Annotated in this window: 23 protein-coding genes; 9 read left to right on the top strand and 14 right to left on the bottom strand. The window is 70.5% G+C overall.

The genetic code is table 11. The features are described from left to right. Positions 1-8 precede the first annotated feature (8 nt). On the bottom strand, positions 9-674 hold the full coding sequence (can, locus tag ASE76_RS19160) for a carbonate dehydratase (protein ID WP_055843304.1): 666 nt from the start codon (positions 672-674) through the stop codon (positions 9-11). A 27-nt stretch (positions 675-701) separates the two neighbouring features. Beyond that, positions 702-1,124, bottom strand: coding sequence for a MerR family DNA-binding transcriptional regulator (locus ASE76_RS19155; protein ID WP_055843302.1), 423 nt, complete (start codon positions 1,122-1,124; stop codon positions 702-704). A 143-nt stretch (positions 1,125-1,267) separates the two neighbouring features. Here ASE76_RS19155 and ASE76_RS19150 point away from each other — a divergent pair, with 143 nt between their 5' ends. The 3 genes from ASE76_RS19150 to ASE76_RS19140 all read left to right on the top strand — a co-directional run bounded on the left by ASE76_RS19150 (position 1,268) and on the right by ASE76_RS19140 (position 3,147). Beyond that, on the top strand, positions 1,268-2,317 hold the full coding sequence (locus ASE76_RS19150; RefSeq protein ID WP_055843300.1) for an MBL fold metallo-hydrolase: 1,050 nt from the start codon (positions 1,268-1,270) through the stop codon (positions 2,315-2,317). A gap of 156 nt (positions 2,318-2,473) precedes the next feature. Beyond that, positions 2,474-2,728: a hypothetical protein gene (locus tag ASE76_RS19145; RefSeq protein ID WP_055843298.1), complete on the top strand. Its 255-nt coding sequence runs from the start codon at positions 2,474-2,476 to the stop codon at positions 2,726-2,728. Next, the gene (locus tag ASE76_RS19140; RefSeq protein WP_055843296.1) at positions 2,725-3,147 is read left to right on the top strand and encodes a type II toxin-antitoxin system VapC family toxin; all 423 of its coding nucleotides are present in this window, start codon (positions 2,725-2,727) and stop codon (positions 3,145-3,147) included. The genes ASE76_RS19145 and ASE76_RS19140 overlap by 4 nt, the downstream gene beginning before the upstream one ends. Positions 3,148-3,187: 40 nt before the next feature. On the opposite strand, the gene ASE76_RS19135 is transcribed toward ASE76_RS19140, so the two are convergent. Continuing rightward, on the bottom strand, positions 3,188-3,622 hold the full coding sequence (locus ASE76_RS19135; RefSeq protein WP_055843294.1) for a rhodanese-like domain-containing protein: 435 nt from the start codon (positions 3,620-3,622) through the stop codon (positions 3,188-3,190). Between the two features lie 126 nt (positions 3,623-3,748). Here ASE76_RS19135 and ASE76_RS19130 point away from each other — a divergent pair, with 126 nt between their 5' ends. Beyond that, positions 3,749-4,522, top strand: coding sequence for an SDR family oxidoreductase (locus ASE76_RS19130; protein ID WP_055843292.1), 774 nt, complete (start codon positions 3,749-3,751; stop codon positions 4,520-4,522). Between the two features lie 317 nt (positions 4,523-4,839). Here the strand turns inward: ASE76_RS19130 and ASE76_RS19125 are convergent, their stop codons facing one another. The 5 genes from ASE76_RS19125 to glyQ all read right to left on the bottom strand — a co-directional run bounded on the left by ASE76_RS19125 (position 4,840) and on the right by glyQ (position 10,505). Further along, complete coding sequence (locus tag ASE76_RS19125) at positions 4,840-5,841, bottom strand: M48 family metallopeptidase (protein ID WP_055843290.1); 1,002 nt, start codon at positions 5,839-5,841, stop codon at positions 4,840-4,842. 15 nt (positions 5,842-5,856) lie between these two features. Further along, positions 5,857-6,591: a 1-acyl-sn-glycerol-3-phosphate acyltransferase gene (locus tag ASE76_RS19120; protein WP_055843344.1), complete on the bottom strand. Its 735-nt coding sequence runs from the start codon at positions 6,589-6,591 to the stop codon at positions 5,857-5,859. 69 nt (positions 6,592-6,660) lie between these two features. After that, a complete protein-coding gene (gene gmhB / locus ASE76_RS19115) occupies positions 6,661-7,221 on the bottom strand; it encodes a D-glycero-beta-D-manno-heptose 1,7-bisphosphate 7-phosphatase (protein WP_055843288.1) in 561 nt (186 codons plus the stop codon). Positions 7,222-7,360: 139 nt separating this feature from the next. After that, entirely contained in the window at positions 7,361-9,550 is a 2,190-nt protein-coding gene (glyS, locus tag ASE76_RS19110; RefSeq protein ID WP_055843286.1) for a glycine--tRNA ligase subunit beta, read from the bottom strand. A gap of 16 nt (positions 9,551-9,566) precedes the next feature. Beyond that, a complete protein-coding gene (glyQ, locus tag ASE76_RS19105; RefSeq protein WP_055843284.1) occupies positions 9,567-10,505 on the bottom strand; it encodes a glycine--tRNA ligase subunit alpha in 939 nt (312 codons plus the stop codon). Positions 10,506-10,794: 289 nt separating this feature from the next. Between glyQ and ASE76_RS19100 the strand changes: the two genes are divergently transcribed. Genes ASE76_RS19100 through ASE76_RS19090 form a run of 3 tightly spaced genes read left to right on the top strand, consistent with a single transcriptional unit; the run spans position 10,795 to position 13,446 of the window. Beyond that, positions 10,795-11,775, top strand: coding sequence for a diacylglycerol kinase family protein (locus ASE76_RS19100; RefSeq protein ID WP_055843282.1), 981 nt, complete (start codon positions 10,795-10,797; stop codon positions 11,773-11,775). Beyond that, positions 11,772-12,638, top strand: coding sequence for a metallophosphoesterase (locus tag ASE76_RS19095; RefSeq protein ID WP_055843280.1), 867 nt, complete (start codon positions 11,772-11,774; stop codon positions 12,636-12,638). Before ASE76_RS19100 ends, ASE76_RS19095 begins: the two co-directional genes overlap by 4 nt. Beyond that, a complete protein-coding gene (locus tag ASE76_RS19090) occupies positions 12,619-13,446 on the top strand; it encodes a phosphatase PAP2 family protein (protein ID WP_055843279.1) in 828 nt (275 codons plus the stop codon). The genes ASE76_RS19095 and ASE76_RS19090 overlap by 20 nt, the downstream gene beginning before the upstream one ends. A gap of 259 nt (positions 13,447-13,705) precedes the next feature. On the opposite strand, the gene ASE76_RS19085 is transcribed toward ASE76_RS19090, so the two are convergent. From ASE76_RS19085 to ASE76_RS19060, 6 genes are all read right to left on the bottom strand, one after another. Next, the gene (locus tag ASE76_RS19085) at positions 13,706-14,803 is read right to left on the bottom strand and encodes an asparaginase (RefSeq protein WP_055843277.1); all 1,098 of its coding nucleotides are present in this window, start codon (positions 14,801-14,803) and stop codon (positions 13,706-13,708) included. Between the two features lie 99 nt (positions 14,804-14,902). Continuing rightward, positions 14,903-16,189 (bottom strand): Glu/Leu/Phe/Val dehydrogenase, encoded by a 1,287-nt coding sequence (locus ASE76_RS19080; RefSeq protein WP_055843276.1) that lies wholly within the window; start codon positions 16,187-16,189, stop codon positions 14,903-14,905. Between the two features lie 217 nt (positions 16,190-16,406). After that, on the bottom strand, positions 16,407-17,987 hold the full coding sequence (gene lnt, locus ASE76_RS19075) for an apolipoprotein N-acyltransferase (RefSeq protein WP_055843273.1): 1,581 nt from the start codon (positions 17,985-17,987) through the stop codon (positions 16,407-16,409). Next, positions 17,987-18,859, bottom strand: coding sequence for an HlyC/CorC family transporter (locus ASE76_RS19070; RefSeq protein ID WP_055843271.1), 873 nt, complete (start codon positions 18,857-18,859; stop codon positions 17,987-17,989). The genes lnt and ASE76_RS19070 overlap by 1 nt, the downstream gene beginning before the upstream one ends. Before the next feature lie 120 nt (positions 18,860-18,979). After that, positions 18,980-19,705: a GNAT family N-acetyltransferase gene (locus tag ASE76_RS19065; RefSeq protein ID WP_055843269.1), complete on the bottom strand. Its 726-nt coding sequence runs from the start codon at positions 19,703-19,705 to the stop codon at positions 18,980-18,982. Positions 19,706-19,798: 93 nt separating this feature from the next. Beyond that, a complete protein-coding gene (locus ASE76_RS19060; RefSeq protein WP_055843266.1) occupies positions 19,799-20,272 on the bottom strand; it encodes an Lrp/AsnC family transcriptional regulator in 474 nt (157 codons plus the stop codon). Positions 20,273-20,382: 110 nt separating this feature from the next. Between ASE76_RS19060 and hppD the strand changes: the two genes are divergently transcribed. Further along, positions 20,383-21,516: a 4-hydroxyphenylpyruvate dioxygenase gene (gene hppD, locus ASE76_RS19055; protein WP_055843264.1), complete on the top strand. Its 1,134-nt coding sequence runs from the start codon at positions 20,383-20,385 to the stop codon at positions 21,514-21,516. A 79-nt stretch (positions 21,517-21,595) separates the two neighbouring features. Then, the gene (locus tag ASE76_RS19050; protein WP_055843262.1) at positions 21,596-22,564 is read left to right on the top strand and encodes a tripartite tricarboxylate transporter substrate binding protein; all 969 of its coding nucleotides are present in this window, start codon (positions 21,596-21,598) and stop codon (positions 22,562-22,564) included. Positions 22,565-22,571: the final 7 nt, after the last annotated feature.

The following is a 22,571-nucleotide window of genomic DNA, read 5'->3' as shown; positions in this document are numbered from 1 at the left end:
TGGGGGCGTCAGCCGCCCCGGCGTTTGAGGGCGATGCGCTCCAGGGCCGACAGGTACATGCCGTCGAGCGAATCGCCGCCGCTCACGTTCATGCCCAGGTCCTGCAGCAGGCCGTCGTGCACGCCGAAGGTCCAGCCGTGGATCGTGACCTTCTGGCCGCTGGCCCAGGCGTCGAGCATCACCGTGCTGACGCAGATGTTGACCACCTGCTCGATCACGTTCAGGTCGCACAGCGTGTCGGCCCGCTGCTCGGGGCCCACGCCGTCGATCAGGGTGCGGTGGCGGTCGCGGGTGCTCTGGATGTGGCGCAGCCAGTTGTCGGCCAGGCCGATGCGGGCGCCCTCGAGCGCCGCCTGCACGCCCGAGCAGCCGTAGTGGCCCACCACCATGATGTGCTCCACCTTGAGCCGCTCCACCGCGAACTGGATCGCCGACAGCGCGTTCAGGTCCGAATGCACCACGATGTTGGCGACGTTGCGGTGGACAAACACCTCGCCCGGCTCCAGCCCGGTGATCTGGTTGGCCGGCACGCGGCTGTCGGAGCAGCCGATCCACATGTACTTGGGCGTCTGCTGCTTGACCAGGCCGGTGAAGAAGCCGGGGCGCTCGCGCTCCATCTGGGCGGCCCACTGCCGGTTGTGTTCGAAGAGGTCGTCGGGGGTGAGGTCTTTCATGGGGCGCAATGGTAGCCAAGAGCGTGATCAGCCCTTGCGGGCGGCGGCGCGGGCCGGGCGGGCGCTGCGGGCCAGGGTGGCGCGGGCGTCCTTCTCGTGGGCCCGCACCTCGTCGATGTTGGCCTGCAGCTCGGCCAGCTGCCGCTCCAGCTGGGCGCGGTGCGTCTCCAGCAGCGCCAGGTAGCGGCGCAGCTGCGGGGCGGTGTCGCGCGGGCTGTCGTACATGTCGAGCAGCTCCTTGGCCTCCTGCAGCGACAGGCCCAGGCGCTTGGCGCGCAGGGTGAGCTTGAGCCGGGCCCGGTCGCGCGCCGAGTACACCCGGGTGCGGCCGCCGGGGCCTTCGCGGCCCGGCTGCAGCAGGCCCATGTCCTCGTAGAAGCGGATCGCCCGCGTCGTGAGGTCGAACTCCTGCGCGAGGTCGCTGATGCTGAAGGTGGCGGTGGTCGTCATGCGTCGGGAAGGCGGCCGCCGGGCCGCGAGCGGAGGAGACAGCGCACCGCGCCGCCGCTCCTTACAATGGACCGCATTACAGCTTACGTTTACGTCAACGTCAACCGGGACGCGTCCCGGCGCGGCGTGGCGCAGCCCCTGCCATGAACGCACTCGAACAACGGCTCCACTACCCCTTCGGCGACACGGTTCCCGCGCCCGGCGCGGTGATCGAGGTGGCGCCCGGCATCCGCTGGGTGCGGATGGGCCTGCCCTTCGCGCTGGACCACGTCAACCTCTGGCTGCTGCGCGACACGCTCGACGGCCGCGAGGGCTGGACGGTGGTCGATTGCTGCATCGACGCACTGGAGCCGCGGGCCCAGTGGGAGCAGGTCTTCGCCAGCGGGCTCGACGGCCTGCCGGTCCTGCGGGTGATCGTCACCCACATGCACCCCGACCACATCGGCCTGGCGCACTGGCTCTGCGAGCGCTGGGGCGCACGGCTGTGGATCAGCGCCACCGACTACTACGCGGCGCGACTGGGCTCGCACGGCGCGGGCTTCGGCGGCGACGGCGCGGCGGCGTTCTTCCTGTCGCACGGCCTGCAGTCGCCCGAGGCGATGGAGAAGATCCGCAGCCGCCACAACTACTACAAGAGCATGGTGCCCGCGGTGCCGATGCAGTTCCGCCGGCTCCTCGACGGCGCCACGGTGCGCATCGGCGACCACGACTGGACCTGCATCGTCGGCCACGGCCACGCGCCGGAACACATCGCCCTCTACTGCGCCGCCACCGGCATCCTGCTGGGCGGCGACATGATGCTGCCGCGCATCTCCACCAACGTGAGCGTCTTCGACGCCGAGCCCGAGGCCGATGCGCTGACCCTGTTCCTGCAGTCGATCGACCGCTTCGCGCCGCTGCCCGCCGACACCCTCACCCTGCCCGCCCACGGCAAGCCCTTCACCGGCCTGCACGAGCGCATCGCCCAGCTGCACGACCACCACCGCGACCGCCTGGCCGAACTGCTGCAGGCCTGCGCCACCGCGCCGCAATCGGCCGCCGACGTGCTGCCGATCCTGTTCCACCGTGCGCTCGACGCCCACCAGATGACCTTCGCCATGGGCGAGGCGGTGGCGCACCTGCACGCGCTGTGGCTGGGCGGGCAGGTGCAGCGGGTCAAGGGGGAAGACGGCATCTGGCGGTTCAAGGTCTAGCCGCACGCAACCGCCGTGGAGCCGTCTCCGACACGATCGGCTGACGGGAGTGCCATCTTGTTTGTGCGGCCTTTCCTGAGGTCCTACGCCTTGCATCGAGGAGAAATGCATGCATTATGTAAGATGCATGCAGTACATTTTCCCAGGAGGATCGCCATGGCCATGCTGACCGTCCGCAACCTGTCCGACGAAACCCATCGCGCCCTGCGCGCCCGCGCAGCGCGGCACGGCCAGAGTATGGAGGCCGAGGTGCGCGAGATACTGGAATCCGCGATCAGCGCCACCGGGCGGGTGAAGCTGGGGTCGCTCTTGGCCGACATCGGTCGCCAAGCCAAGCTGAGCGAGGAAGAGTTCGCGGTGTTCGAACAGGCCCGCGACAAGGCGCCCGCCCGCCCGGTGAGCTTCGAATGATCCTGCTCGACACCAACGTGGTGTCGGAGCCGCTCCGCCACGCTCCCGAGCCACGGGTGATCGAGTGGATCGACGCCCAGGCGATGGAGACCCTGTTCCTTTCCGCCGTCACGGTGGCGGAACTTCGGGCAGGTGTGGCCCTGCTGCCGGCCGGCAAGCGGCGCGCAGGCCTGCAGGAGAACCTGGAAAAGCGCGTGCTGCCCCTGTTCGCCGGCCGCGTGCTGCCCTTCGACTTCGCCTGCACACAAGCCTACGCGGCACTGGCGGCGAAAGCCCGCAGCAAGGGCCTGGCCATCGCCACGGCCGATGGCTACATCGCGGCCATCGCCGCCGCCAACGGCTTCGCGGTGGCGACCCGGGACACCAGCCCCTTCGAGGCAGCGGGCGTGACCGTGGTCAACCCCTGGACGCAGGCGTAAGCCAGCACAGAACCAGGGCGTGGCAGCCCCGATGCCACCCCTACTTCTGCTGCCAAGGCAGCCCGCGCATCCGCCATCCGCCGGTGCGGCCGCGGTGCTGCTCGGCATCGGCATCGCCCTCGAAGCCTTCGAGGATGTTGTAGGCCTCCACGCCCAGTTCGGTCGCGCGCCGCGCAGCCGCCACCGAACGCACGCCGCTGCGGCACAGCAGCACCACGACCTTGCCGCCCTGCGCGGCGGCCTGCACGCCCGCGTCGAACGCCGGGTTCGGCACCATGCCGGGCCACTGCTTCCAGGCCAGCGGCACCGCGCCGGGCACGAAGCCGACCCACTCGCGCTCGGCATCGGTGCGCACATCGACCAGCACCGCCTGGCCGGACTGCACCCAGTCCCAGGCCTGGGCGGGGGTAACGTCGCCGGCATAGCCGTCGGCGGGAGTGGGGGACGAGGCGGCAGAGGTGGTGGGATCGGTCATAGGGGAAATTCTGCCAGTCCTGGGCGATGACCTGTCGGTACCGTAGGTGGCACGCAGGCGACCCGCCGCGCGGCGCCCGCGCCGTAAGCTGCCGCGGCACCACCGACTAGAACAGGAGACACACGCATGCACGATCTTTTTTCGCTCGCAGGGCGCACAGCGCTCGTCACCGGCGGATCGCGCGGCATCGGCCGCATGATCGCCGCCGGCTTTTTGGCCCAAGGCGCGCGGGTCTACATCTCGGCGCGCAAGGCAGAAGCCTGCGAGCAGGCCGCGCGCGAGCTGTCGGCACAAGGCGGCGGCCAATGCATCGCGCTGCCCGCCGACGTGGCGACGCTCGCCGGCGCCCAGGCGCTCGCCGCGGCCTACCAAACGTTGGAGCCGGGCCTGGACATCCTGGTCAACAACGCCGGGGCCGCCTGGGGCGCGCCGCTGGCCGACTTTCCCGAGAACGGCTGGGACAAGGTGGTCGACACCAACCTGAAGGCGCCCTTCTTCCTCACCCAGGCGCTGCTGCCCGCGCTGCGCGCCGCCGCCAGCGCCCAGCGGCCGGCCAAGGTGATCAACATCGCCTCGATCGACGGCATCTCGGTCAACCCGCTGGAGACCTACTCCTACGCCGCCAGCAAGGCCGGCCTGATCCAGCTGACCCGCCGCATGGCGCTGACGCTGGTGAAGGACCACGTCGTCGTCAGCGCGATCGCCCCCGGCGCCTTCGCCTCCGACATGAACCGCGCCGCCCGCGACGAAGCCGACGCTACCGCCGCCCGCATCCCCGCCGGCCGCATCGGCCGCGACGACGACATGGCCGGCGCCGCGATCTACCTGGCCTCCCGCGCCGGCGATTACGTCGTGGGTTCGACCCTGGTGGTCGACGGCGGCGTCACCCACGCGCGGTAAAAAATCCCGCCCATGCGCAACGCCGCGACCGTCGAAAACCGCGGCCGAGCCGCGGTGGGCCGCAACCGCGAAATCGCCAGCGCGCCCGCACGACCAGCAAAGGTCAAATCAGCGCGCCCGCCCTCAGGGACACCGCAGAACTGGCTCCGCCAGGCTGTAGGTGTCGTCCCCGGAGAAGGGGGGTGGCATAGACACGAAGCGCGGAGCCTGGGGGTGAACTCAGTGACACCGTGGATCCGGCTCCGCCGGGCCACCGGTGTCGCCCCCGGAAGGGGGTAGGCGAAGACACGAAGTGCGAAGCCTGGGGGCGAACTCAGCTACCAGCGCGGAGCCGAGTCCTGCCGCAGCTCGCGCCGCATCGCCGGATGGTCGGGCACCTCGGTCGCCACCACCTCCCAGAAGCGCGGGCTGTGGTCCATGTGGCGCAAATGGGCCAGCTCGTGCACCACCACGTAGTCGACCACCTCGGGCCGGAAATGCATCAGCCGCCAGTGCAGACGGATCGATCCGTCGCTGCTGGCGCTGCCCCAGCGGGTGCGGGCACTGGTGAGCGACAGGCGGGTGAAGCGCACCCGCAGCCGCGGCGCGAAATGCTCCAGGCGGCGCACGAAATGCTGGCGCGCCTCGGACAGCATCCAGCTGCGCACCGCCGCGGCGATCGTCACCGGCGCGGCATCGACCGGCAGCGGCAGGCGCAGTTCGGCGGTGGCCGCTGCGCCTTCGACGGCCGGCGCACCGTCCGCCGCGCCATCGCCCGCCACCGCCTCCGGCGGCGTCCACAGCACCGCCCGCGCGCCGCGGCCCGCGGCGGCGCCGGCCGGTCGCACCAGCCGCACGGTGACCGACCGGCCCAGCAGCGGGAACTGCACCCCGTCGGCCCAGGCAATGCGGTTCTGCACCCGCTTCTCGTGCACCGCGCCGGCCTCGGCCAGCTTGCGCAGGATCCAGGCGGCCTTGGCGACCAGGGCGTCGTCGACCTCGTGCAGCGGCACCCAGGAAGGGGCGCGTACCGCCAGGCCTTCGTGGCTGACCGAGAAGCCGATGGTGCGGCGCTTGCCCCGTAGGAATTCGTAGGCCACGCGCCGGGTGTCGAGCAGCGCCTCGCGGTTGGCGCGCGGATGCTGAGGCAGCGTGCCGTCGGCCTCGGCCAGCAGGGCGACCGGCTGGAGGTCGTCGGCGTCGGGCACCCGGGGGCGCGAGATGCGCGGCCGGGGCAGCCGGTTCGGCGCCGGGCGGCGCGGCGGCGCCATGGCACCCGCATCCTCGGCGGGCGGACCCAGGCCGAAGAAATCGAGCGCGAGCTGTACCAGGCGGTCCATCGACGACAACGCCGGCTACCGGTAGGCCTCGGGGTCGAGCCGGCGCATCTCGGCCTCGATCCAGGCCTGCACTTCCTGCATCAGCTCCTCGGCCTGGCGGCCGACGCTGGGGATCGCCGGGCCGATGGAGACGTGTACCGTGCCGGGCACCTTGACGAAGGCCTTGCGCGGCCAGACCTTGGCCGAGGTGACGGCCACCGGCACCACCGGCGCGCCAGTGGCGATCGCCAGGCGGGTGCCGCCGGTCTTGTAGGTGCCCTGCTGGCCGCGCGGGATGCGGGTGCCCTCGGGGAACATGATCACCCACACGCCCTGCGCCAGCAGCCGGCGGCCCTGCGCCACCACCTTGGCGAAGGCGCGGGTGCCGTCGCGCCGGTCGATGTGGATCATGTCCATCCGCGACATCGCCCAGCCGAAGAACGGCACCCGCAGCAGTTCGCGCTTGAACACGTAGGCCAGCGGATGGGGCATCAGCGTGGGCATCAAAAAGGTCTCGAAGGTCGACTGGTGCTTGACCAGCAGCACCGCGGCGCTGGTCTCGCCCGTCGGCAGGTTCTCCATGCCCTGCACCTCGACCCGGATGCCCAGCAGCGCGCGCGCACCGTCGACCGCCCAGCCCAGCCAGCGGGCGGCCATCCAGTACATCGCCGGGCCCTTGCGCCACAGCGAGGCCACCAGCATGACGATCGCCCACGGGACGACGGTGACCAGCATCCAGAGCGCATGCAGGACGGAGCGGAGGAAGTAGATCGGTTTCAAGGCTTTTGGTGCTGCGGCCGGCGATCGGTGCCGGCCTCCAGCTATGGTTTTAGTAGCAGATCAGACGGCGACCTGCAGGTCGGCCATCGCGGCGCGCTCCACCACGAAGGCGGCGAAGGCGGTCAGGTCGGCATGCACCCGGGTGCCCGGCGGCAGCTCGTCCGGCACGTGGGCCTGCGGACCCGACAGCACCAGGTGCGGCTCGCAGCCGGCCGCCGCGCCCGCCTGCACGTCGCGCAGCCGGTCGCCCGCCAGCGGCACGCCGGCCAGCTCGATGCCGTAGCGCTCCGAAATCTGCAGGAACAGGCCCGGCTGCGGCATGCGGCAGGTGCAGGTCTCCTCCGGGCCGTGCGGGCAATAGAACACCGCATCGACCCGGCCGCCGGCCGCGGCCAGCATCTTGTGCATCTTGGCGTGGATCGCGTTGAGCGCCGACACGTCGAACAGACCGCGGCCCAGCCCCGACTGGTTCGACACCACCACCACGTGGAAGCCCGCGTGGTTGAGCCGCGCGATCGCCTCCAGCGCGCCCGGCAGCGGCACCCATTCCTCGGGCGTGGTGACGAAGTCCTCGCGCCCCAGGTTGATCGTGCCGTCGCGGTCGAGGATGACGAGTTTCATGCGAGAGGCTCCGTTGCGTTGCTACGTGGCATGCCAAGGGCACGGCCCCATCCCAGGGAGCCCGTGGAACCGGCTTCGCCGGGCCACCGGGTTCGCCCCCTTGAGGGGGAAGCGCCGCAGGCGCTTTGGGGGGGAGTCATCACACGAGTCTCGACAGATCGGCGACGCGGTTCATCGCATGGTGCAGCACCTGCAGCAGGCCCTGGCGGTTGAGCCGCAGGTCCATCTGCTCGGCGTTGACCATCACGCCGTCGAAGAACGCGTCGACCGACGCGCGCAGCGCGGCCAGGGTCTGCAGCGAGGCGGTGTAGTCGCCCGCGTCGAACTGGGCCTGCGCCTGCGGGCCGACCTTCTGCAGCGCGGCGTAGAGGTCCTTCTCGGCGGCCTCCTGCAGCAGCAGCTCGCTCACGTGCGCATCGACGGTGCCGGCCTTCTTCAGGATGTTGGATACGCGCTTGTTGGCGGCGGCCAGGGCCGCGGCCTCGGGCAGCGCGGCGAAGGCGCGCACCGCGGCCAAGCGCCGGGGCACGTCGCCGAGCCGCTGCGGGCGCAGGGCCAGCACCGCGTCGACCTCCTGCGCGCTGTAGCCCTGCTCGCGCAGGCTGCCGGCCAGGCGGTCGTAGACGAAGTCGAGCAGCGCGGCCGACGGGTCCTCGATCTTGCTGCCGAAGGCCGGCACCGCAGAGCGCACCAGCGTGTCGAGGTCCAGCGGAAGGGCCTTCTCGGACAGCATGCGGATCACGCCCAGCGCATGGCGGCGCAGCGCGAAAGGGTCGCGGTCGCCGGTGGGCAGGTTGCCGATGCCGAACATGCCGACCAGCGTCTCCAGCTTGTCGGCCATCGCGACGACGACGCCGACGTTCTCGCGCGGCAGGCTGTCGCCGGCGAAGCGCGGCTTGTAGTGGTCCTCGATCGCGTGGGCCACCTCGTGCGCCAGGCCGTCGTTGGCGGCGTAGTAGCCGCCCATGATGCCCTGCAGCTCCGGAAACTCGCCCACCATGTCGGTGACCAGGTCGGTCTTGGCGAGCATCGCGGCGGTGTCGACGCACGACAGCAGGTAGTCGCGGGCGATCTCGCCTTCGGGGGTGTCCAGCGCCGCGGCGTTGTGCGCGCCGATGCCGGCGAACAGCTGCTGCGCGATCGCCCGGGCGATGGCGCGCACCCGCTCGATCCGCTCGCCCTGGCTGCCGAGCTTGTTGTGGTAGACCACCTTGCCGAGCGATTCGACGCGCGAAGCCAGCGTCTTCTTGCGGTCCTGGTCGAAGAAGAACTTGGCGTCGGCCAGGCGGGGGCGCACCACCCGCTCGTTGCCGCCGACCACCGCGCTCGGGTCGTCCGGCGTGATGTTGCTCACCACCAGGAAGCGGTTGGTCAGCTTGCCCGAGGCGTCCAGCAGCGGGAAGTACTTCTGGTTGGCCTTCATCGTGAGGATCAGGCACTCCTGCGGCACGTCGAGGAACTCGGGCTCGAAGGCGCAGACCAGCACGTTGGGGCGCTCGACCAGCGCGGTGACCTCGTCGAGCAGCGCGTCGTCCTCGATCGGCACCACGCCGCCGCCGATGCGCCCGGCCGCGGCCTGCAGCTGGCGCGCGATCTCGGCCTTGCGCTCGGCGAAGCCGGCGATGACCGCGCCTTCGTCGCGCAGCTGCTCGGCATAGCTGTCGGCATCGCGCAGCACGACCGGATCGACCCGCGCCTCGAAGCGGTGGCCGTGGGTGGCGTTGCCGGCGGAAAGGCCCAGCGCCTGCACCGACAGCAGCACCTCGCTGCCGTGCATCGCCACCAGGCCGTGCGCCGGCCGCACGAAGCTCACCGTGGTCCAGCCGGGCATCGCACTGCCGCCACCCAGCTGGTAGCCCATGACCTTCGGGATCGGCAGCTTGGCGATGGCCTCGGCCAGCGCCTTCTGCAGGCCGTCGGACAGCGTGGCGCCGGGCACCGTGCTGTCGTGGAAGAGCGCCTCGGCCTTGCCGTCGGCACGGCGCTGCAGGCCGGCCACGGCGGAGGCGTCGGCGCCCAGCGCGGCCAGCTTCTTCAGCAGGGCCGGCGTGGCGTTGCCGGCGGCGTCCAGGCCGACCGAGACGGGCATCAGCTTCTGCGACTGGGCCTTGTCGGCAGCGCGGCCGGCCACGTCGGTCAGGTGCAGCGCCAGGCGGCGCGGCGAGGCATAGGCGGTGGCGCGCGACGCCTTGCCGGCCAGGCCCTGGGCGCGGAGCTGCTCGGCCAGCACGTCGGCGAACGCATCGCCCAGTTTCTTCAACGCCTTGGGCGGCAGCTCTTCCACGAAGAGCTCCACCAGCAGGTTCTTGTTCGTTGTCGTCGTCGTCATCGTTGGTCGTCCCCGCTCAGGCGGCTTTCTTCTGTTGCTGCTGCTCGGCCTTGTCCAGGTCGGCCAGCACCTCGGCGGCCCACTCCTTCGGCGCCATCGGGAAGCCCAGGCGGGCGCGGCTGTCGAGGTAGCTCTTGGCCACGGCGCGCGCCAGGTTGCGGATGCGGCCGATGTAGGCGGCGCGTTCGGTCACGCTGATCGCGCCGCGGGCGTCCAGCAGGTTGAAGCTGTGCGCGCCCTTGAGCACCTGCTCGTAGGCCGGCAGGGCGAGCTGCTGCTCCATCAGGTGCTGCGCCTGCTTCTCGTGCGCGTTGAACGCGGTGAACAGGAAGTCGGCGTCGGAATGCTCGAAGTTGTAGGTGGACTGCTCCACCTCGTTCTGCTTGTAGACGTCGCCGTAGCTGAGGCCATCGGTCCAGGCCAGGTTGTAGACGTTGTCGACGCCCTGCAGGTACATCGCCAGACGCTCCAGGCCGTAGGTGATCTCGCCGGTGATCGGCTTGCAGTCGATGCCGCCGACCTGCTGGAAGTAGGTGAACTGGGTCACCTCCATGCCGTTGAGCCACACCTCCCAGCCCAGGCCCCAGGCGCCGAGCGTGGGGTTCTCCCAGTCGTCCTCGACGAAGCGGATGTCGTTCTTCTTCAGGTCGAAGCCCAGCGCCTGCAGGCTGCCCAGGTACAGCTCGAGGATGTTGCTGGGCGCGGGCTTGAGCACCACCTGGTACTGGTAGTAGTGCTGCAGCCGGTTGGGGTTCTCGCCGTAGCGGCCGTCCTTGGGACGGCGGCTGGGCTGCACGTAGGCGGCCTTCCACGGCTCGGGGCCGAGGGCGCGCAGGAAGGTGGCGGTATGGGAGGTGCCGGCACCCACTTCCATGTCGTAGGGCTGCAGGAGCGCGCAGCCCTGGTCGGCCCAGTAGGACTGCAACTTGAGGATGATTTGCTGGAAGGTCAACATGGTTTTCGCAAAAGGAACGGCGGCCCGGGCCGCGGCAACGGCAGGCCGGCCCGGTCGCAACGCCCCGCCCGGCAGGGCGCGGCAAAGCGGTCGATTCTAAAGTGCCGACCCTGCGGGGCCCCGCGCGGCGCGGCTCGCGGCCCGGCGAGCCGCGCCGCGCCGCGCGTCCGCTGCAGCGGAGCGCCGGGATTGCAGGCCTTCTCCGACAGGCGCTTCGGCCATCGTCCGCATGGGGCGGTGGCGGCACCCGCCGATACTGCAGCGGCCCGCCACCCCTGCACTGCCACCCATGCCCACTCCCGTCCTGGCGCCCGACGCGCCGATCTTCCTCGTGCTGAACGCCAAGTCCGGCAAGGGCGAAGCGATGAACGCGCGGGAGGTCATCGAGCGCGGATGCACCGCGGCCGGCCGCATGCTGCACACCTTTCCGATCGACAAGCGCCACCCGCCGAAGCAGCAGGCGCGCGCCGCTGTGGCCGCCGCCAGGGCGGCGGGCGGCATCGTGGCGGTCGCGGGGGGCGACGGCACGATCAACGCGACCGCGCAGGCTGTGCTGGGCAGCGGATGCGCCTTCGGCGTGCTGCCGCAGGGCACTTTCAACTACTTCGGCCGCAACCACGGCATTCCGACCGAGATCGAGGGCGCGCTGGAGGTGCTGCTCACCCAGGCGCCGCAGGCGGTGCAGGTCGGGCAGGTGAACGAGCGCGTCTTCCTGGTCAACGCCAGCATGGGCCTCTACGCCACGCTGCTGGAAGACCGCGAGACCTATAAGTCGCAGTACGGCCGCAACCGGCTGGTGGCGCTGGCCGCCGCACTGCTCACGCTGGTGCGGGGCCACCGGCCGTGGACGCTGCGCCTGTCGTGGAAGGACGAGGTGCAGGAACTGCGCACCACCTCCCTCTTCGTCGGCAACAACGCGCTGCAGTTCGAGCAGGTGGGCGTGGCCGAGGGCGAGGCCTTGACGCAAGGCGCGCTCGCCGCGGTGGTGATGAAGCCGCAGGGCCTGCTGGCCCGGGTGGGGCTGCTGCTGCGCGGCGCGCTGCGGCGGCTCGACGATGCGAAGACGATCGACACGCTGTCGTTCCGCGCGCTGGACGTGGAACCCGCACGCGGCTCCCGCCACCGACGGGTGAAGGTGGCGACCGACGGCGAGCTGGCCTGGATGGAGATGCCGCTGCGCTTCCAGGTGGCGCCAGAGCTGCTCTGGCTGATCCGGCCCGCCGCGTCCCGCGTGCCCGACGCCGCAGCTGCCCGGGACACGACGGCGTGAGCGTGCTGCTGCATCTTTCCGACACCCACTTCGGCACCGAGCAGCCGGTGGTGCTGGATGCCCTGGAGCGGCTGGTGCGCGAGCAGCCGCCGACGCTGGCGGTGCTCTCCGGCGACGTCACCCAGCGCGCCACACGCCCGCAGTTCGCCGCCGCCCGCGCCTGGATGGACCGTCTGGCGATCCCGCAGTGGGCCGTCGTCCCCGGCAACCACGACATCCCGCTGTTCGACCTGCGGGCCCGTCTGTTCGACCCCTATGGCCGCCACCGCGCCGCGATGGGCCATGAGCTGGAACCGGTGGTGCACACCCCCGACTTCCTGGTGCTGACCCACAACACCACCCGCTGGTACCGGCACGAGAACGGCGAGGTGTCGGCCCAACAGATCGAGCGCACCGCCCAGGCGCTGGAAACCGCACGCCGTGCCGCGCCCCGGCAGGTGCGGGTTGTGGTGGTGCACCAGCCGGTTGCCGTCACCCGCGATGCCGACGAGAGCAACATCCTGCGCGGGGCCGAGGCGGCGATCGGCCGCTGGTCGGACGCGGGTGCCGACATCGTGCTGGGCGGCCACATCCACTTGCCCTTCGTGCTGCCGCTGCACGAGGCGCGCACGTTGCCGCATCCGCTGTGGGCGGTGCAGGCCGGCACGGCCGTCTCCTCGCGCGTGCGGCCCGGCGCACCCAACTCGGTCAACCTGCTGCATTCGGAATGCGCCGACGGCATCCGCCGCTGCCGTGTGGAGCGCTGGAACTACAGCGCCCCCGCGCAGCGCTTCGTGCTGGCCCAGTCGGACGGGCTGGACCTGGCCGTACCCGCCACCGGCCCCGTCTCCCGCATCACGGTCAATGGACGCCGCTGCTACTGACTGGGTGGCGCTGGCCACGCAGGTCGGCCTCCATGCCTGGCCGGCGTTCCTCGCGCTGCTGGCCTTCGCCGTGGCCGGCACCGGCGCCGCCACTGCCTGGCTCGCGCCCCGCGATGGACAGCACGACCCCCTGCGCACCGCACCGCGCGGCCGCTACCTGCACACTCTGGGCGGCAGTCTCGCGGCCGGTGCCGTGGTGGTGCTGGCGACCGCCGCGACGTTCGCCGCCGTCGCGCGCCTGCTGGGCGACGGCCGCACGCTGCAGCGGGCCGACGAGGCGCTCAGCCTGCACGTTACCGCCCAAACGCCCGCCGCCGCCCTGGCCGCCTTCCGCTGGCTCACCCATTTCGGCGAGCCGCTCGTGCTGATCGTGCTGGGCATCGGCGTGGCGCTGGCGCTCTGGGCCGGCCAGCGCCGCGGCCTCGCCTTGGGGTGGATCGCGGCGACCGCAGGCAATGCGGTCCTCAACCCTACGCTCAAGCAGATCTTCGTCCGCGCCCGTCCTCTCTACGACGGCCTGCCCTCCCCCGCGTCGGGCTACAGCTTTCCCAGCGGCCACAGCTCCGGCGCGATGGTCACCTACGGCATGCTCGCCTACCTGGCGTGGCGCCTGCTGCCCCCGCGCTGGCACGTCCCGGCCTCGATGCTGGCCGCGGCGATCGTCCTCACCACGGCGTGCAGCCGCATCTTCCTGCAGGTCCATTTCGCCAGCGACGTCTTGGCCGGCCTCTGCTCCGGCGCCGCCTGGCTCGCCGTCTGCATCGCCAGCTGCGAATACGCCCGCCACCACCGCCTCGCCCGGAGCTGAACCGCACCGGCTTATGCTATGAATTCGATAGCATGCGGCCGGCGTACAGCGCCGGCTACAGCCTCTTTTCTTTCACAACTTATCCCGAGCGCCCAACAAAAAGGCCACTGCATGCAGTGGCCTTTTCAAACAAGCACCCGCCCCTCACGCCATGCCTGCCCTTGCCAGAGGCACCGTGGATCCGGCTCCGCCGGTCCACCGGTGCCGCCCCCGGCGAGGGGGTAGGCGAAGACACGAAGTGCGCAGCCTGGGGGAGCGCCTAGTACATCCAGAAGATGCGCTGCAGTTCCTTCGGGTCGCGCGTCTTCGTCATCGCGACCATCGCCAGGATGCGGGCCTTCTGCGGGTTCAGGTCGTGCGCGACCACCCAGTCGTACTTGTCGTCGGGCTGCTCGGCATTGCGCAGCACGAAGCCGGCCGGCACGCGCGACGAGCGGATCACGTTGATGCCCTTGGCGCGCAGCTCCTGCAGGGCCGGAACGACCCGGTCGGCGACCGAGCCGTTGCCGGTGCCGGCGTGGACGATGGCCTGCAGGCCGGGCGTGGCGCCGACGCCGTCGATCACCGAGCGCGGCACGTTGCCGTAGCCGTAGGCGATCTCGACCACCGGCAGCGCGGTGATCTGGTCGATGTCGAACTCGCTCTGGCTGGTGTGGCGCTTGGCGAGCGAGCGGAACCAGTAGTTCTTGCCCTCGACCACCATGCCCAGCGGGCCCCACTGGCTCTTGAACGCCTCGGTCTTGATGTTGACCAGCTTGGCCACGTCGCGGCCCGACTGGATCTCGTCGTTCATCGTGACCAGCACGCCCTTGCCGGCCGCGTCCTTCGAGCCCGCGACGCTGACCGCGTCGTACAGGTTCAGCGCACCGTCGGCCGACAGCGCCGTGCCGGGACGCATCGAGCCCACCACCACGATCGGCTTGTCGGTGTGCACCGTCAGGTGCAGGAAGTACGCGGTCTCCTCCAGCGTGTCGGTGCCGTGGGTGACCACGATGCCGTTCACGTCGGGCTGCTTGGCGAGGGCCGAGACGCGCTTGGCCAGCGTCAGCAGCGCGTCGTTGGTGAAGCTCTCCGACGCGATCTGGAAGGTCTGCTCGCCACGCACGTTGGCGATGGTCGCCAGCTCGGGCAGGCCCAGGATCAGCTTGTCGACCGCGACCTTGGCGGCGGCGTAGCTCGCGCTGTTGACGGTGCTGGCACCGGCGCCGGCGATCGTTCCGCCGGTGGCGAGGATCACGACGTTGGGCTTGGCGGCGGCGGGCGCTGCGGGCGGCGGCGTCTGGGCCGAAGCCAGCGCGCCGAAGGCCGCCAGGCTGGTGCCGGCCATCCAGGCGCGGAAACGGGGGGACAGGTACATGGTGAGTCTTCTCCTCGGTTTTGGTAGTGACGGACAACGCAAAGAAACTGCAGCGGCGCCGGCACGCAAGTCACGTGCCACCGCCGCCCGGCGCGCAGGTCAGGGGTACAGACCGCGCTCTTCGCGCGCGATGAGTATGCGCTCGCACGCCACGGCGAAGGTCGCGGTGCGCAGCGTGATCTTGTGGCGGTCGGCCGTGTCCCAGATGTGCAGCAGCGCATCGGTCATGATCTTGTCGAGCCGCACGTTGATCTCGTCCTCGGTCCAGAAGAAGCTGCTGAAATCCTGCACCCACTCGAAGTAGCTGACGGTCACGCCGCCGGCGTTGCAGATCACGTCGGGCACGACCAGGATGCCGCGGTCCTGCAGCACGTCGTCGCCCTCGGGCAGCGTCGGGCCGTTGGCGCCTTCGAGCACCAGCTTGGCCTTGATGCGGCCGGCGCGCTCGGCGGTGATCTGGCCTTCCAGCGCGGCTGGCACCAGGATGTCGCAGTCGGTCGCCCAGAAGTCCTCGGGGTCGGCCGGCTCGCCTTCCTTGTGGTTGCCGATACCGCCTTCGCGGGCCAGGGTCGCCTTCACCTTCTCGATGTCGAAGCCGTTCGGGTTGACGCGGGTGCCGCTGTGGTCCTGCATCGCGACGATCTTGCCGCCCGCCTGCACGAACAGTTCGGCCGCGGTGCTGCCCACGTTGCCCATGCCCTGCACCGCGATGCGGGCGCCTTCCAGCGGCAGGCCCAGGCGGCGCGCGGCTTCGCGGCCGGTCACGAACACGCCGCGGCCGGTGGCCTTGACCCGGCCGAGCGAGCCGCCCAGGTGGATCGGCTTGCCGGTGACGACGCCGGTGGCGGTGCTGCCGGTGTTCATCGAGTACGTGTCCATCATCCAGGCCATGATCTGGCCGTTGGTGTTCACATCGGGTGCGGGGATGTCGCGCTGCGGGCCGATGATGATGCCGATCTCGCTGGTGTAGCGGCGGGTCATGCGCTCGAGTTCCTTGGTCGAGAGCTGGCGCGGGTCGACCCGGATGCCGCCCTTGGCGCCGCCGAAGGGCAGGCCCACGCCGGCCGTCTTCACCGTCATCCAGGCCGACAGCGCCATCACCTCTTCGAGCGTCACGTCGGGGTGGAAGCGGATGCCGCCCTTGCCCGGGCCGCGCGAGAGGTTGTGCTGCACCCGGTAGCCCTCGAAATGCCGCACCGTGCCGTCGTCCATCTCGATCGGCACGTCGACGATCAGGGCGCGCTTCGGGCGCTTGAGCGTCTCGGCCCACTTGGCCAGGTGGCCCAGGTAGGGCAGCACCCGGTCGACCTGCGACAGGTAGGTGGTCCAGGGGCTGTCGGGCGCCGAGCGGACGTACGACAGGGGCGTGGATTTTTCGAGCTTCATGGCTGGCTTTCTCCGCTTGTGGCGGATGGAGGGAATCGCGGACGGGCCCGGTCCGGCGCAGCCGGCAGCGGCGGCAGGCCACGCTGCGGTGCCCTGCCCTGCGGTGTCGCCGATGCGCCATCGCAGCCCGGCGAGATCGTATGCGGCGCCCGCTGTTTCGGGGGCGCGGCGGCCATGCCGTATGCGCATACCGGCATGCGCACCGCCCGCGCGGAGGCTATGGACGGCGTCGGCGCCGCAGCGACGCGACGGCGGCGATGGCCGCGGCGCCCATCGACAGCCACCAAAGCGGCTGCAGCCCCCACTGCGCCGCCCAGCGCGCAAACGGGGTGATGGCTCCGGGCGCGGTACCGTCGATGCCGCGGCCGGTGACGTGGGTCAGCAGCACGCCCCGGGTCAGGCGCGGCAGGCTGTCGGTGACCCGGCCGCGGTGATCGATCACCGCGGTGGCGCCGGTATTGGTGGCGCGCACCATCGGCCGGTCGAATTCCAGGCTGCGCATCCGCGAGATCTGCAGGTGCTGGTCGATCGCCAGGCTGTCGCCGAACCAGCCGATGTTGCTGAGGTTGACCAGGATGGTCGGCGCCCGCGCCGCGTCGGCGAAGTTGCGCGCGATCTCCTCGCCGAACAGGTCTTCGTAGCAGATGTTGGGCGCGATGCGCTGGCCCTGCCAGTCGAAGGGCGCCTGGCCCAGGCCGCCCCGGTTGAAGTCGCCCAGCGGGATGTTCATCATCTCGGTGAACCAGCGGAACAGCGGCGGGATGAATTCGCCGAACGGCACCAGGTGGTGCTTGTCGTAGCGGTAGAGCGGCTGCCCAGGTCGGAAGCCGAGGACCGAGTTGCTGTAGCCCTCGCGCGCCGAGCCCATCGGGATGCCGACCAGCGCCGCCTGCGCGCCGGTGGAGAAGCGCGCCTGCAACGCCTCGCCGTAGCCGGCCGGCAGGTCCTGCGGCAGCAGCGGCAAGGCCGTCTCGGGCGCCACCACCAGCGAGGCGGTCGCACGCTGCAACTGCTCGCCGTACCACTGCAGCGCGATCGGCACGCCGGTGCCGGGCTGGAACTTCTCGTCCTGCGGGATGTTGCCTTGCAGCAGGGCCAGCGACAGCGGCGCGCCCTGCGCCGCGTCGTCCGCACCGCGCCCGGCCAGCGACGGACCGACGGACACCGCCACCGCCAGCGCCGCCACGCCGCCGGCCACGGCCCAGCGCCGGGCGGTCAAAAGCGATGCGACCGCCGCGGCCGCCATGGCCGCCAGCCCGCCGATGCCATACACCCCGATCCACGGTGCCAGCCACGGCGCGGCGCCGTCCACGTGGGCATAGCCACCCGCGCCCCAGGGAAAGCCGGTGAACCAGTGGCTGCGCAGCAGTTCGGCCAGCATCCACAGCAGGCCGAGCAGCACCGCCCGGGCGGCCGCGGTGCGGGGCCGGAAGGCCCTGTAGAAGCCCGCCGCGGCACCGTAGTAGAGCGACAGGAAGGCCGCCAGCCCCAGCACCGCCAGCACCGCCAGCGGCGCGGCCAGGCCGCCATAGGTGTGCAGCGAGATGAATAGCCACCAGTAGGTGGCGCAGAGCCAGGCGGTGCCGAAGAGCCAGCCGGCGCAGGCCGCACGGGCCGTGGTGCCGGTGCGCTCCAGCAGACCGAAGAACGCCGCCAGCGACAGCAGCTGCAGCCACCACAGCGGCTGCCCGTTCCAGGGGGCGGCGATCGACATCGCCTGCAGGACGCCCGCGGCGACGGCCAGGGCGTACAGGCGCCAGGGTGCGCCCCGCGGGGCGGCAGGGGCGGCGGCGGCCATCAGCCGGCGTCGGCCGGCGTGACCTGCGGCATGACCTTGAACCAGCGCACCGCGCCGCCGCGGACATGCAGCACCAGGAACTGCAGGCCGCCCATCACATGCATCTCGCCGCGGCGCGGCACATGGCCCATCTCGTGGGCGATGAGGCCGCCGATGGTCTCGAACTCCTCGTCGGCGTCGGTGGCGTGCAGGGTCGCGTCGAACGCCTCGGCGACCCGCTCGACCGGGGTGTCGCCGCTGACACGGTAGGTGCGGTCGGCCAGGGCGAAGATGTCGCCCTCGTCCTCGACGATGTCGAACTCGTCCTCGATCTCGCCGACGATTTCCTCGAGCACGTCCTCGATCGTGATCAGGCCGGCCACGCGGCCGAACTCGTCGATCACCACCGCAAGGTGGTTGCGGTTGCCGCGGAACTCGCGCAGCAGGTCGTTCAGGCCCTTGCTCTCGGGCACGAAGACGGCGGCGCGCAGCAGGGCGCGGATGTTGAGCTCGGGCGCCCGCTGGAGCTTGAGCAGGTCCTTGGCGAGCAGGATGCCGATGATGTTCTCGCGCTCGCCGCTGTAAACCGGGAAGCGGGAGTGGGCGGTGTCGATGACCAGGTGCAGGAGCTGGTCGTACGGCGCGTCGATGTCCACCAGGTCCATCCGGGGGGCCGCCACCATCACGTCGCCGGCGGTCTTGTCGGCCAGCCGCAGCACGCCTTCGAGCATGACGCGCGATTCGGCGCCGATCACGTCGTTGTTCTCGGCCTCGGCCAGGATCTCGATCAGCTGCTCTTTCGAGTCCGGGGCCGGATGGATGAACTCGGCGACTTTCTGGAGAAACGTGCGCTTGTCTTCGCGGTCGACACGCGCGGGGTGGGGTTCAGACACAGTCTGGGGGTGCAGGACGTGCGGTAGTGGAGATGGCCCGAGGATAGCGCCTAACGCCCGTCCCTGCGGTTTCCAGGGCCCTCGGCGCAGGCTTCGGCGCCGCGCGGCGGGCGCTGCGCCCTACTGCCCGGAGCGGAACCGGCCCTGCCGCACGCCGGCGCGCACTTCCTGCACGCCGCCCAGCACGTCCCAGAACTGCTTGGCCTGGACCTTCAGGCGGTAGTCCACCTCGGCCAGGTGCTGCTCGACCACCTGGGCCACCCGGCTGTCGAAATCCGCCGGCGGCAGCGCCAGGTAGGCTTCGGACTCGGAACCGTCGCGCTGCACCCGGGCGCCGGCCTTGCGGGCGATGCGCAGCATGGCGGTGTTCTCGCTCAGGGCGTGGATGAAGATCTCGGCCACGCCGGCGTTGCGTGCATGCATCACCGCCCGCCGGAACAGCCGCGCGCCATAGCCCCGGCCCCGGGCGGTCCGCACCACCGACACGCCGAACTCGGCACGGCGGGTCGGCTGCGCTTCGTCGCCGAAAGCCAGGTGGGCGACGGCGATCAGTTCGAGCCGGCGGTTGTAGATGCCGAAGATCTCGTCCTTGGCGAAGTCGAGCTGATCGACGTAGCGGCGGATCTGCTCGTCGCCGGCCGCGTATCCAAAGCGCAGGTAGCGGTCTTCCGGCTCCAGCGACAGCAGGTGGGCGGCGATGCGCTCGCGGTAGGCGGGGCCGAGGGAGCGGATCGGCACCAGCGCCGGCGGCAGGTTGGCCGCGCCCTCCTCGGTGGCGCGGGTGGGCCGCAGCCAGTTGCGCCCGGCATGAAAGGACGCTTGCAGGAGGGACTTTGGAGCGATCATGCGGCGATTTTAAGGGTTTTCCCTAGTCCTTCCGATCCGGAGGAATTGCCATGTGGCGAAAGCGCAGCGCCGGCGAGCGGCCCTACAGCGGCCCTACAGCGGCACCGCGGTGGTCGCCTTGACCCGGTCGAGCACGAAGCTGGTCTTGCAGTCCTCCACGCTGGGGTGGCGCAGCAGCGTGTCCATGATGAAGCGGCTGTAGTGGGCCATGTCGGCCACCACGATCCGCAGCAGGTAGTCCATCTCGCCGGTGAGCGCCGCGCACTCGACCACCTCGGGCCAAGTCTGGACGCTGGCGCGGAACAGGTCCATCGGGTTGCGCTTCTGGATTTCGGCGTGCTTTTCCAACCGCACGTTCAGGTAGGCGGTCAGCCCCAGGCCCACCGCCTCGGGCCGCACCAGGGCGACGTAGCGGTCGATCACCTTGCTGTCCTCCAGCCGGCGCACCCGGCGCAGCACCGCGCTGGGCGACAGGCCCACCGACTCGGCGATGTTCTCGTAGCTGGCCCGGCCGTCGGCCTGCAGCCTGCGCAGAATCAGGGTATCGAGCTTGTCGAGTGCTTCCATGCGCCGCATTTTGCATGTTTCGTGCTTCCGGAGGCAACGTGCCCTGCCAGTTCGCAGCCAATCTGCGGGGCCGCGCCGATACAGTGGCGCATCACCTTCCAGGAGCCCCCATGAACGCCCCCCTGCCCACCGCCACCGCCGACGCCGCCACCACCTGGGACAACCCGATGGGCACCGACGGCTTCGAGTTCGTAGAGTTCGCCGCGCCCGATCCGGCCGCCATGGGCAAGGTGTTCGAGCAGATGGGCTTCACGCCGGTCGCCAGGCACCGCCACAAGGACGTGACGCTCTATCGCCAGGGCGGCATCAACTTCATCGTGAACGCCGAGCCCGACTCCTTCGCCCAGCGCTTCGCCCGCCAGCACGGCCCGAGCGTCTGCGCGATCGCCTTCCGGGTGCAGGACGCCAAGTTCGCCTACGAGCGGGCGGTGGGCCTCGGCGCCTGGGGCTATGCGGACACCGCCGGCCCCGGCGAGCTGAACATCCCGGCCATCAAGGGCGTGGGCGACAGCCTGGTCTACCTGGTCGACCGCTGGCGCGGCAAGAACGGCGCGCAGCCGGGCGACATCGGCAACATCGGCTTCTTCGATGTGGATTTCGAGGCGCTGCCCGGCATCAGCGGCGACGCCGGCCTCAACCCGCGCGGCAACGGCCTGACCTACATCGACCACCTGACCCACAACGTGCACCGCGGCCGGATGAACGAATGGGCCGAGTTCTACGAGCGGCTGTTCAACTTCCGCGAGGCCAAGTACTTCGACATCGAAGGCCAGGTGACCGGCGTCAAGAGCAAGGCGATGACCAGCCCCTGCGGCAAGATCCGGATCCCGATCAACGAAGAGGGCAAGGAAAAGGCCGGCCAGATCCAGGAGTACCTGGACAAGTACAAGGGCGAGGGCATCCAGCACATCGCGATGGGGTCCGACAATCTGCTCGACACGGTCGATGCGTTGCGCACCAGCGGCATGGTGCTGCTCGACACGATCGACACCTACTACGAACTGGTCGACAAGCGCATTCCCGGCCACGGCGAGAGCGTCGAAGCGCTGCAGAAGCGCAAGATCCTGATCGACGGCGTGGCCGGCAAGCTGCTGCTGCAGATCTTCAGCGAGAACCAGCTTGGCCCGATCTTCTTCGAGTTCATCCAGCGCAAGGGCGACGACGGTTTCGGCAACGGCAATTTCAAGGCACTCTTCGAGAGCATCGAGCTCGACCAGATGCGCCGCGGCGTGCTGTCGAAGTAAGCCGTTCGTCGCGGACGGGAGGGGCCCGGGTTTATTAGCCGGGTCCTATACTTCGGAGCCCTGCTTCCGAAGGTATTCGATGCTCCGCCACACCGCCCTGTCCGCCGCCCTCGTCCTGGGGTTCGCCCCTGCGGTGCATGCACAGAGCCCCGAGGTGCCGCTGACGATCGTGGTGCCCTATCCGGCCGGCGGACCGCTCGACACCTCGGCCCACATCCTGGCCGACGGCGCCCGCTCGCAACTCGGCGAGATCAAGGTCGAGAACAAGCCCGGCGCGGGCGGCAGCACCGGGGCCGACCTGGTCGCCAAATCGGCGCCCGGGAACAACCGGCTGGTGATGGGCGCGGTGGCCACCCATGCGGTCAACCCGTGGCTCTCGCGCAGCTTTCCCTACGATGCGTTGAAGGACTTCACCCCGCTGGTGCTGGTGGCCCGCCTGCCCAACGTGCTGGTGATGAATGCCGAGCAGGCCAGGCGCCTGGGCATCGACAGCACCGCCGCGCTGGTGCAGTACCTGAAGAAGAACCCCGACCAGCTCAAGTACGGGTCGGGCGGCAACGGCAGCATCGGCCACATTGCGGGCGAGATGTTCAAGTCGCTCACCAACACCCGGATGCCGTCGGTCCATTTCCAGGGCTCCACCCCGGCGCTGGCGGCCCTCGCCGCGGGCCAGGTGGACCTGGTGTTCGACAACCTGGCGTCGTCGTTGCCGCAGATCAAGGACGGCAGGCTCAAGGCCCTGGGCGTGACCACGCTCGGCCCCAACGCCGCGCTGCCGGGCGTGCCCAGCATCAACGATGCGGTGCCGGGCTTCAACGTCTCCACCTGGTTCGGCCTGTTCGCGCCGGCCACCCTGCCGGCCGCGGACGCACGCCGCTACGCCGGGGCCTTCTCGCAGGTGATGCAGTCGCCGCAGCACCAGGCCCAGTTCGCCAAGATGGGCTTCGTGCCCGAGCAGCTGACGCTGGAGGGCTTCCGCAGCTTCGTGCAGTCGGAGAACAGCAAGTACGGCTTCCTGATCAAGGCGGTGAAGATCCGCGCCGAATGAACGGCGC

Source organism: Xylophilus sp. Leaf220 (assembly GCF_001421705.1).
Lineage (GTDB): Bacteria > Pseudomonadota > Gammaproteobacteria > Burkholderiales > Burkholderiaceae_C > Xylophilus.
The sequence above is the reverse complement of the archived record's forward strand: the minus strand, read 5'-3'. Positions and strand labels throughout refer to the sequence as shown.

Bases quoted from the DNA above. Each gene is read 5' to 3' on its own strand.
- can (WP_055843304.1), bottom strand. From the start codon at position 674: ATGAAAGACCTCACCCCCGACGACCTCTTCGAACACAACCGGCAGTGG.
- ASE76_RS19155 (WP_055843302.1), bottom strand. From the start codon at position 1,124: ATGACGACCACCGCCACCTTCAGCATCAGCGACCTCGCGCAGGAGTTC.
- ASE76_RS19150 (WP_055843300.1), top strand. From the start codon at position 1,268: ATGAACGCACTCGAACAACGGCTCCACTACCCCTTCGGCGACACGGTT.
- ASE76_RS19145 (WP_055843298.1), top strand. From the start codon at position 2,474: ATGGCCATGCTGACCGTCCGCAACCTGTCCGACGAAACCCATCGCGCC.
- ASE76_RS19140 (WP_055843296.1), top strand. From the start codon at position 2,725: ATGATCCTGCTCGACACCAACGTGGTGTCGGAGCCGCTCCGCCACGCT.
- ASE76_RS19135 (WP_055843294.1), bottom strand. From the start codon at position 3,622: ATGACCGATCCCACCACCTCTGCCGCCTCGTCCCCCACTCCCGCCGAC.
- ASE76_RS19130 (WP_055843292.1), top strand. From the start codon at position 3,749: ATGCACGATCTTTTTTCGCTCGCAGGGCGCACAGCGCTCGTCACCGGC.
- ASE76_RS19125 (WP_055843290.1), bottom strand. From the start codon at position 5,841: ATGGACCGCCTGGTACAGCTCGCGCTCGATTTCTTCGGCCTGGGTCCG.
- gmhB (WP_055843288.1), bottom strand. From the start codon at position 7,221: ATGAAACTCGTCATCCTCGACCGCGACGGCACGATCAACCTGGGGCGC.
- glyS (WP_055843286.1), bottom strand. From the start codon at position 9,550: ATGACGACGACGACAACGAACAAGAACCTGCTGGTGGAGCTCTTCGTG.
- glyQ (WP_055843284.1), bottom strand. From the start codon at position 10,505: ATGTTGACCTTCCAGCAAATCATCCTCAAGTTGCAGTCCTACTGGGCC.
- ASE76_RS19100 (WP_055843282.1), top strand. From the start codon at position 10,795: ATGCCCACTCCCGTCCTGGCGCCCGACGCGCCGATCTTCCTCGTGCTG.
- ASE76_RS19090 (WP_055843279.1), top strand. From the start codon at position 12,619: ATGGACGCCGCTGCTACTGACTGGGTGGCGCTGGCCACGCAGGTCGGC.
- ASE76_RS19085 (WP_055843277.1), bottom strand. From the start codon at position 14,803: ATGTACCTGTCCCCCCGTTTCCGCGCCTGGATGGCCGGCACCAGCCTG.
- ASE76_RS19080 (WP_055843276.1), bottom strand. From the start codon at position 16,189: ATGAAGCTCGAAAAATCCACGCCCCTGTCGTACGTCCGCTCGGCGCCC.
- lnt (WP_055843273.1), bottom strand. From the start codon at position 17,987: ATGGCCGCCGCCGCCCCTGCCGCCCCGCGGGGCGCACCCTGGCGCCTG.
- ASE76_RS19065 (WP_055843269.1), bottom strand. From the start codon at position 19,705: ATGATCGCTCCAAAGTCCCTCCTGCAAGCGTCCTTTCATGCCGGGCGC.
- ASE76_RS19060 (WP_055843266.1), bottom strand. From the start codon at position 20,272: ATGGAAGCACTCGACAAGCTCGATACCCTGATTCTGCGCAGGCTGCAG.
- hppD (WP_055843264.1), top strand. From the start codon at position 20,383: ATGAACGCCCCCCTGCCCACCGCCACCGCCGACGCCGCCACCACCTGG.
- ASE76_RS19050 (WP_055843262.1), top strand. From the start codon at position 21,596: ATGCTCCGCCACACCGCCCTGTCCGCCGCCCTCGTCCTGGGGTTCGCC.